The sequence below is a fragment of the Streptococcus sp. CL8.13 genome (assembly GCF_049737895.1).
The window spans coordinates 1-8,199 of the sequence record NZ_JBKOTT010000031.1; the positions used below are offsets into that span (position 1 = coordinate 1).

Sequence of the window (8,199 nt, forward strand, 5' to 3'; positions counted from 1 at the left end):
CTTTCAAAAACCAGTAGCAGAGTTTGTAGTAGGACGTAGAAGGATTCGATTCCCAAAATACTAGGAGTCAGGAAACGATTTTCCGTCAGGGTTTGAAAACTAATGGTCGAAATCCCAGTCGCGATAGCTACCAAGAGATAAACGACAATTTTTTGGGAACGCAATTTCCAAGCAAAGGCTGACAAGTGAGTGATGGGCCAAAAGTAGAGAAGACAAGCTCCGATGGCGAGAATAATGAGAAGGCAGAAGAGTTTGGTATGTTTGCTTTTAAACTGCATCTTTTCGTCCCCCTCTCCATAGAAGTAGGATAAAGACGAGGCTACCAATGATTCCTAGTAGAAGACTGACAGACAACTCATAGGGTCGAATCAGAACTCGGGATAGGATATCGCAAGCCAGAACTAGATTGGCTCCAACCAGTGCGACGATAAGTTTGGTCTGACTTAGATTATCTCCATAACGCTTGCGAACAAGATTGGGAACAATAACTCCGAGAAAAGGTAAGCCACCCACGGTAATCATGGTGACACTAGTCGTTAGAGCAACCAGAAAGAGAGCCAGTTTTTCAAGTAGGGAGTAAGAAATCCCCAAACTCTCACTGGCTTCCTTGCCCAGATTCATGATGGTAAAAGTTTGGGATAATTTCCAAACGGCTATCAGGATGATGAGGCCTAAAAAGAGCCATTCATACTGATGATTCTGAATCATGGAGAAGGAGCCCTGGGTCCAAGCTGTCATACTCTGAACCAGATTGAAACGGTAGGCGATAACTTCTGTCACAGAACCGATAATCCCGCTATAGATGATCCCAATCAGAGGCAACATCCACCTTTCCTTTATAGAAAAAATAGTCATGAAGGCTAGGAAGAAGAGGGTGAATGTGATGGATGAAACAAAAGCGAAGAGCATCTTTTGGGTCAGACTAGCCGACGGAAAGACAAAGAGGCTCAGCACCATTCCCAGTTTGGCAGCTTCAGTCGTTCCAACTGTGCTTGGAGCAGCAAACTGATTTTGAGTGATAGTCTGCATGAGAAGTCCTGCCATACTCATACTAGAGGCGGTCAGGAGAATGCTGATGGTTCTTGGGAGACGCGATTCTTGAAAGAGAAGCCAAGTTTCATGATCCAGTGCAAAGAGTTTTCCCCATGAAAAATCACTGGTTCCAATGCTAATGGAGAGAAAGACTAGGAGTAGAAGTAAGCCAATTAAATAATGAGAAAGTTTCATACCCCGTCCTTTCATGTGGATTTGGTATCGAAAGATACCTGCGGATATTACTGTAACACGATTTCTTTAATCTGTCAATAAATTTTCTGACAATTTAATAAATAAAGCAAGGAGAGAGCGCCAAGGCTTTCTCCTTTGTTATCCTATTCCAAAATGTTTTTGCCTTCTTTAACACGCCAACGATAATCTGATAAAATAATATCTTCGAGGGAGTAGCTAGCCTTCCAATCAAGATATTTTTTAGCTTTTGATGCGTCTGCTAGGACGCTGGCTGGGTCACCAGCACGGCGAGCAACAATTTCGTGTGGTATTTTTTGATTCAGTAATTCTTCAGCAGTTTTAAAGATTTCTTTGACGGTATAGCCTTTTTCAGTTCCTAAGTTAAAGATTTGAGAAGAACTGTCTTCTTGAAATAGGTAGTTCATTCCTTTAACATGAGCCTGTGCAAGGTCCAAGACATGAATGTAATCCCGAATACATGAACCATCACGTGTATCATAGTCATCTCCAAATATTTTCAGGCTATCATTTTGTCCCAATGCGGTCTTGTTGATGTTGGGAATGATATGAGTTGGATTTTTCACTCGCAGACCGTTTGAAGCATCCATTTCAGCTCCAGCAACATTAAAGTAACGGAAAATGACATATTTCCAATCGTAGCGATTGGCCATCCAGTAAATCATTCGTTCACCCATCAGTTTTGTTTCTGCATAAGGATTGACAGGGTCGAGCAGGGTATCTTCAGTAGCTGGCTTGTCAATACAGTTATTACCATAGAGGGAAGCAGTTGAAGAGAACATGATTTTTTGAATACCAACTTCAGATAAGACTTTTAGAACTTGGTTCATACCCGCAACATTGGCAGTGAAGTATTTACTTGGATTTTCAATACTTTCGCTCACAACAATTTCACCCGCACAATGCAGAACAGCGTCAATCTTGTTTTCTTCCAAGTAAGTTTTTAAGGCATTAGCATCATAAACATCCAGTTGTTTAAAGCTAGCACGACTATCTACAGCCGCTCGATTTCCTGTAGAGAGATTATCTAGAACATGTACCTGATAGCCAGCATTTAAAAGAGCTTTAACGGTATGGGAGCCAATGTAGCCAGCTCCACCTGTAACAAGAATTGTTTTGGTCATGATTTTTTCCTTTTTCTAGTTTTGTACTATTTTAAAGAAATAAGAAGGCAAAGTCAACTATTTTCTGCAAATTTCATGAAAAACTAAACAAATATATCATTGAATTATTTTTTTGTTTGGGAATTAATAGTTTGATTGGTCTTGGAATAGTTCTTAGATTTCACCTCACATGCAAGAAAATACAAGCTTTTTCTAAGATACAGTAAGACTAAGATACTAATTTAGAAATCCACCTTCCCGCTATCCTTCTCCTATAAAAAGTGGTAAAATGGATGAAAGAAAGAAGGAACTGAAATGACAACATTATTTTCAAAAATCAAAGAAGTAACAGAACTTGCTGCGATCTCAGGTCATGAAGCACCTGTCCGTGCTTATCTTCGTGAAAAGTTGACACCGCACGTGGATGAAGTGGTGACAGATGGCTTGGGTGGTATTTTTGGTATCAAACATTCAGAAGCTGCAGATGCACCGCGCGTCTTGGTTGCTTCTCACATGGATGAAGTTGGTTTTATGGTCAGCGAAATCAAGCCAGACGGTACCTTTCGTGTGGTAGAAATCGGTGGATGGAATCCTATGGTGGTTAGCAGCCAACGTTTCAAACTCTTGACTCGTGACGGTCGTGAAATTCCTGTGATTTCAGGTTCTGTTCCGCCACATTTGACTCGTGGTAAGGGCGGACCAACCATGCCAGCTATTGCAGATATCGTCTTTGATGGCGGTTTTGCGGATAAGGCTGAGGCAGAAAGCTTTGGCATCCGTCCTGGCGACACCATTGTACCAGATAGTTCTGCAATCTTAACAGCCAATGAAAAAAATATCATATCAAAAGCTTGGGACAACCGCTACGGTGTTCTTATGGTGAGCGAGTTGGCGGAAGCTCTGTCAGGTCAAAAACTGGGAAATGAACTCTATCTTGGCTCTAACGTTCAAGAAGAAGTTGGTCTCCGCGGTGCTCATACATCTACAACCAAGTTTGACCCAGAAGTATTCCTAGCAGTTGATTGCTCACCTGCTGGTGATGTTTATGGTGGCCAAGGCAAGATTGGAGATGGAACCTTGATTCGTTTCTACGATCCAGGTCACTTGCTTCTCCCAGGAATGAAGGATTTCCTTTTGACAACGGCTGAAGAAGCTGGTATCAAGTACCAATACTACTGTGGTAAAGGCGGAACAGACGCTGGCGCAGCTCATCTGAAAAATGGTGGTGTCCCATCTACAACAATCGGTGTTTGCGCTCGTTATATCCATTCTCATCAAACCCTCTACGCTATGGATGACTTCTTAGAAGCTCAAGCTTTCTTGCAAGCCTTGGTGAAAAAATTGGATCGTTCAACGGTTGATTTGATTAAAAATTATTAAACCATAAGGGAGGTGGTAGGGATGGTAGAACCAAACCTAGAAAGCCTTATAAAAGATCTTTACAATCATGCTCGACATGATTTGAGTAAAGATTTAGTTGCTGCTCTCCTAGAGACTGCTAAAAAACTGCCTACTACAAATGAGCAATTGCTGGCAGTTCGTCTCTCAGGCCTGGTCAATCGTGAATTGCTCCTAAATCCCAAACATCCGGCACCTGAGTTAATCAACTTAGCTCGTTTTATCAAAAGAGAAGAAGCAAAGTACAGAGGAACTGCGGCTTCTGCGCTTATGTACGGGGAGCTCTTTAAAATGCTTTGATTCCATTGTGAATCAAAGCATTTTTCTATATGTTAGAAAAGCAATTCTTGGTTAGGAAAAGAAAAAAGCCATCCTATTTAGGATAGCTTCTTGGTACTTAGATTTGTTCAGCAATGACCTTTTCAGCTAAATTCATAGCATGGTCAGACACACGAGTATAGTGGGAAATGATGTCGATAAAGTTGACTCCAGCTTGTGTTGAACACTCACCCTTGTTGAGGCGTTTGATGTGGGTCTTTCTGAGAACACGTTCCATGTTGTTGATTTCTTTATGGCGTTCAATCAGACTTTGCGCTTTTTCAGTATCATTGTTTTCCACACTATCAAGGGCATCCTTGATAAAGCCAGTGGTTTTTTGATAGATATCAGATAATTCCTGCAAAGCAGCTTCAGAAAACTCAACATTTTTACGTTGAAGGTAGTCAGTCAGATTGATTAGGGCCTCTGCGTGGTCCCCAATCCGTTCCAAATCACGGGAGGAATCCAGGATGTTGGTCAGCACTTCACTTTCTTTCTGGCTAAGGGCTTCACTTGAAAGAGTAATGAGGTAACGAGTCAATTTTTCATCAATGGTATTGATGGCTTCTTCTGTCTTGTGGCCTTTTTCAGCAACCTTTTCATTGAGGTCAATGATGTAGTTGTATGAAAGGTCAAAGGCTTTAGAAGCGTAATTTCCTAAGTGAAGGAGTTCTTTTTTCGCATTTCCGAGAGCGATTGATGGAGCTTGTTTAATCAAATGCTCATCAAGATAAAGTGGCTCGTACTTGACAACTTCATCTTCACCAGGGATGAGCTTGGTTACAAAGTAGGCCAAGGCTCCGATGAATGGAAATTGGATAATAGTATTTGTGATATTAAAGGTTCCGTGGGCGAAGGCAATGGTCATTTCTGGAGCCAGATTGAGTGTAGATTCAAACCATTGAATCAAGCCAGTGAAAGGTACAAGGAAGACAATACAGATAACCGTACCAATCACGTTAAAGGCGACATGGGCACCAGCAACACGTTTGGCAGCGATATTAGCTCCAAGAGAAGCAATAATAGCTGTAATGGTCGTTCCGATATTATCACCAAACAAGACTGGTAGGGCACCTTGTAGATCAATCAAACCACTTGCGTAAAGATTCTGTAGGATACCGATAGTTGCGGAAGAAGCTTGAATGAGTAGGGTTAGTCCAGTTCCGACAAAGACACCTAGAATAGGACTCTTGCTTAGTTCAACCATATAGTCTCTAAAGACTTGCAGGTCTTTTAGAGGTTCCATTGCACCGCTCATAAGATTGAGAGCGAAGAAGATACCACCTACACCAAAAATGATACGTCCGATGTTATTGATAGAGCGATTCTTGGTGAAGAAGAGACAAATCGCTCCGATGAAAAGCATTGGTAAGGCATAATCTCCTAGCTTAAAACCGATGATAAAGGATGTAACGGTAGTTCCAATATTGGCACCCATGACAATACCGATAGCTTGACGCAAGGTCAAAAGTCCTGCGCTGACTAGCCCCACTGTAATGACTGTGACACCAGAACTTGACTGAATTAGCGCCGTCATACCGATACCAACTAGCACACCGAAGAACGGATTGCTGGTATATTTGTCAATGTAAAACCGAAGGCGATCTCCAGCAGCTTGTTGCAAACCGTCTCCCATGGTCTTGATACTATATAAGAATAGTCCCAGACCACCTAAAAAGTGAAATAAAATTTCCTGCCAATTAATGGACATTTCTTTTTCCTCCGAAAAATAATAACGGAATTTCTCCTATTCTATTTTAAAGGATAAAAGTAAATCTAACAAGTGTTAAGCTAAGATTTTAGAAAGAAAATTCGTTAGAAAAAGCAAAAATAATATACTCTAGGATGTCACAAAGATTAAATATCGAAAAATCTTGTGAAATCTTTCCTTATATTTCCAAAGTGTGATATAATAGTTTCGAATAAAATAAATAAAGGGGTTTTTGTAACATGGCAAAACTTACTGTTAAAGACGTTGACTTGAAAGGTAAAAAAGTCCTCGTTCGTGTTGACTTCAACGTACCATTGAAAGATGGCGTAATCACTAACGACAACCGTATCACAGCAGCTCTTCCAACTATTAAGTACATCATCGAACAAGGTGGACGTGCAATTCTTTTCTCTCACCTTGGACGTGTGAAAGAAGAAGCTGATAAAGCTGGTAAATCACTTGCTCCTGTAGCAGCAGACTTGGCAGCTAAATTGGGCCAAGACGTTGTTTTCCCAGGTGTCACTCGTGGTGCTGAATTGGAAGCAGCTATCAACGCTCTTGAAGATGGACAAGTTCTCTTGGTTGAAAACACTCGTTACGAAGATGTTGACGGCAAGAAAGAATCTAAAAACGATCCTGAACTTGGTAAATACTGGGCATCACTTGGAGATGGTATCTTCGTAAACGATGCATTCGGTACAGCTCACCGTGCACACGCATCTAACGTTGGTATCTCAGCAAACGTTGAAAAAGCAGTTGCTGGTTTCCTTCTTGAAAACGAAATTGCCTACATCCAAGAAGCAGTTGAAACTCCAGAACGTCCATTCGTGGCTATCCTTGGTGGTTCAAAAGTTTCAGACAAGATCGGTGTTATCGAAAACTTGCTTGAAAAAGCTGATAAAGTCCTTATCGGTGGTGGTATGACTTACACATTCTACAAAGCACAAGGTATCGAAATTGGTAACTCACTTGTAGAAGAAGACAAATTGGATGTTGCAAAAGCTCTTCTTGAAAAAGCAAACGGTAAATTGATCTTGCCAGTTGACTCAAAAGAAGCTAACGCATTTGCTGGTTACACTGAAATGCGTGACACTGAAGGTGAAGCAGTTTCTGAAGGCTTCCTTGGTCTTGACATCGGTCCAAAATCTATCGCTAAATTTGACGAAGCTTTGACTGGTGCCAAAACAGTTGTATGGAACGGACCTATGGGTGTATTCGAAAACCCAGACTTCCAAGCTGGAACAATCGGTGTGATGGACGCTATCGTGAAACAACCAGGCGTTAAATCAATCATCGGTGGTGGTGACTCAGCTGCCGCAGCGATTAACCTTGGCCGTGCAGATAAATTCTCATGGATCTCTACTGGTGGTGGAGCATCAATGGAACTTCTCGAAGGTAAAGTTCTTCCAGGACTTGCAGCCTTGACAGAAAAATAAGATTTTATAAACAATCAAAGAAGAGAGGAATGAAAGTTCCTCTTTTCTTTTGCTTAAAATAAAAACGCTTCCTCTCAACTATTACTCATAAAAATCACCGATTTATGATAAAATGGAAATAGAAAGTTGAGATTATGAGTTATTTTAAAAAATATAAATTCGATAAATCCCAGTTCAAACTTGGTATGCGAACCTTTAAAACAGGTATTGCTGTTTTTCTAGTTCTCTTGATTTTTGGCTTTTTTGGCTGGAAAGGTCTTCAAATTGGTGCTTTGACAGCCGTTTTTAGCCTGAGGGAGAGTTTTGATAAGAGTGTCCATTTTGGGACTTCGCGTATTCTAGGAAATAGTATCGGTGGCCTCTATGCCCTCCTCTTCTTCCTATTAAATACCTTTTTCCACGAGGCTTTTTGGGTGACCTTGGTTGTTGTTCCAATCTGCACCATGTTAACCATTATGACAAATGTAGCCATGAATAACAAAGCAGGGGTTATTGGTGGTGTAGCGGCTATGTTAATCATTACCCTATCGATTCCGAGTGGTGAAACGATTTTGTACGTGTTTGCGCGTGTATCAGAAACTTTCATGGGAGTTTTTGTCGCAATTCTCGTAAATTATGATATTGACCGCATTCGTCTCTTTTTTGAGAAAAAAGAAAAATAATGTTACATTTTATAACATTATCAATTGACGTTTGTCTTTTTTTAGACTATAATAGACAGAAAGAAGGAAATTGTAAATGAAGGAAAAAGAATTTCGCCGAAATATGGCTGTTTTTCCTATCGGCAGTGTTATGAAGTTGACCGATTTATCGGCGCGTCAGATTCGTTATTATGAAGATCAAGAGTTGATTAAGCCTGATCGAAACGAAGGAAATCGTCGCATGTATTCCTTGAATGACATGGATCGTCTGCTTGAAATCAAAGATTATATCTCTGAAGGTTATAATATTGCTGCCATTAAGAAAAAATATGCTGAACGTGAAGCGA

At 40.7% G+C, this 8,199-nt stretch carries 9 protein-coding genes; 5 read left to right on the forward strand and 4 right to left on the reverse strand.

Going from position 1 to position 8,199, the window contains the following annotated elements:
* The 3 genes from ACLNCN_RS01870 to galE all read right to left on the reverse strand — a co-directional run.
* Window positions 1–278: iron chelate uptake ABC transporter family permease subunit (locus ACLNCN_RS01870; RefSeq protein ID WP_424844517.1), on the reverse strand; the 278-nt coding region annotated here is incomplete at its 3' end.
* Window positions 268–1,227 carry an ABC transporter permease gene (locus ACLNCN_RS01875; RefSeq protein ID WP_020903104.1) on the reverse strand — a complete coding sequence of 320 codons (960 nt, stop codon included), beginning with the start codon at window positions 1,225–1,227 and terminating at the stop codon, window positions 268–270. The genes ACLNCN_RS01870 and ACLNCN_RS01875, both read right to left, overlap by 11 nt.
* 143 nt (window positions 1,228–1,370) lie before the next feature.
* A complete protein-coding gene (gene galE / locus ACLNCN_RS01880) occupies window positions 1,371–2,369 on the reverse strand; it encodes a UDP-glucose 4-epimerase GalE (RefSeq protein ID WP_084947369.1) in 999 nt (332 codons plus the stop codon).
* Between the two features lie 294 nt (window positions 2,370–2,663).
* On the opposite strand from galE, the gene pepA reads away from it, so the two are divergent.
* Together pepA and ACLNCN_RS01890 are read left to right on the forward strand one after the other, a co-directional pair.
* Complete coding sequence (gene pepA / locus ACLNCN_RS01885; RefSeq protein WP_000209170.1) at window positions 2,664–3,728, forward strand: glutamyl aminopeptidase; 1,065 nt, start codon at window positions 2,664–2,666, stop codon at window positions 3,726–3,728.
* Window positions 3,729–3,749: 21 nt separating this feature from the next.
* Window positions 3,750–4,046, forward strand: coding sequence for a bacteriocin immunity protein (locus ACLNCN_RS01890; RefSeq protein WP_424844518.1), 297 nt, complete (start codon window positions 3,750–3,752; stop codon window positions 4,044–4,046).
* A gap of 97 nt (window positions 4,047–4,143) precedes the next feature.
* On the opposite strand, the gene ACLNCN_RS01895 is transcribed toward ACLNCN_RS01890, so the two are convergent.
* Complete coding sequence (locus ACLNCN_RS01895; protein WP_424844519.1) at window positions 4,144–5,775, reverse strand: Na/Pi cotransporter family protein; 1,632 nt, start codon at window positions 5,773–5,775, stop codon at window positions 4,144–4,146.
* A 239-nt stretch (window positions 5,776–6,014) separates the two neighbouring features.
* On the opposite strand from ACLNCN_RS01895, the gene ACLNCN_RS01900 reads away from it, so the two are divergent.
* The 3 genes from ACLNCN_RS01900 to glnR form a co-directional block, all read left to right on the forward strand.
* Window positions 6,015–7,211, forward strand: a complete 1,197-nt coding sequence (locus ACLNCN_RS01900) for a phosphoglycerate kinase (protein WP_261011976.1) — start codon at window positions 6,015–6,017, stop codon at window positions 7,209–7,211.
* Window positions 7,212–7,345: 134 nt separating this feature from the next.
* Window positions 7,346–7,873 carry an FUSC family protein gene (locus tag ACLNCN_RS01905; protein ID WP_415747946.1) on the forward strand — a complete coding sequence of 176 codons (528 nt, stop codon included), beginning with the start codon at window positions 7,346–7,348 and terminating at the stop codon, window positions 7,871–7,873.
* Window positions 7,874–7,949: 76 nt separating this feature from the next.
* A partial coding sequence (gene glnR, locus ACLNCN_RS01910; RefSeq protein ID WP_424844520.1) for a transcriptional repressor GlnR occupies window positions 7,950–8,199 on the forward strand: 250 nt, incomplete at its 3' end.

Excerpts from the sequence above, each read along its gene's own strand:
- pepA (WP_000209170.1), top strand. The coding sequence starts at position 2,664 with ATGACAACATTATTTTCAAAAATCAAAGAAGTAACAGAACTTGCTGCG.
- ACLNCN_RS01895 (WP_424844519.1), bottom strand. The coding sequence starts at position 5,775 with ATGTCCATTAATTGGCAGGAAATTTTATTTCACTTTTTAGGTGGTCTG.
- ACLNCN_RS01890 (WP_424844518.1), top strand. The coding sequence starts at position 3,750 with ATGGTAGAACCAAACCTAGAAAGCCTTATAAAAGATCTTTACAATCAT.
- ACLNCN_RS01905 (WP_415747946.1), top strand. The coding sequence starts at position 7,346 with ATGAGTTATTTTAAAAAATATAAATTCGATAAATCCCAGTTCAAACTT.
- ACLNCN_RS01875 (WP_020903104.1), bottom strand. The coding sequence starts at position 1,227 with ATGAAACTTTCTCATTATTTAATTGGCTTACTTCTACTCCTAGTCTTT.
- ACLNCN_RS01900 (WP_261011976.1), top strand. The coding sequence starts at position 6,015 with ATGGCAAAACTTACTGTTAAAGACGTTGACTTGAAAGGTAAAAAAGTC.
- galE (WP_084947369.1), bottom strand. The coding sequence starts at position 2,369 with ATGACCAAAACAATTCTTGTTACAGGTGGAGCTGGCTACATTGGCTCC.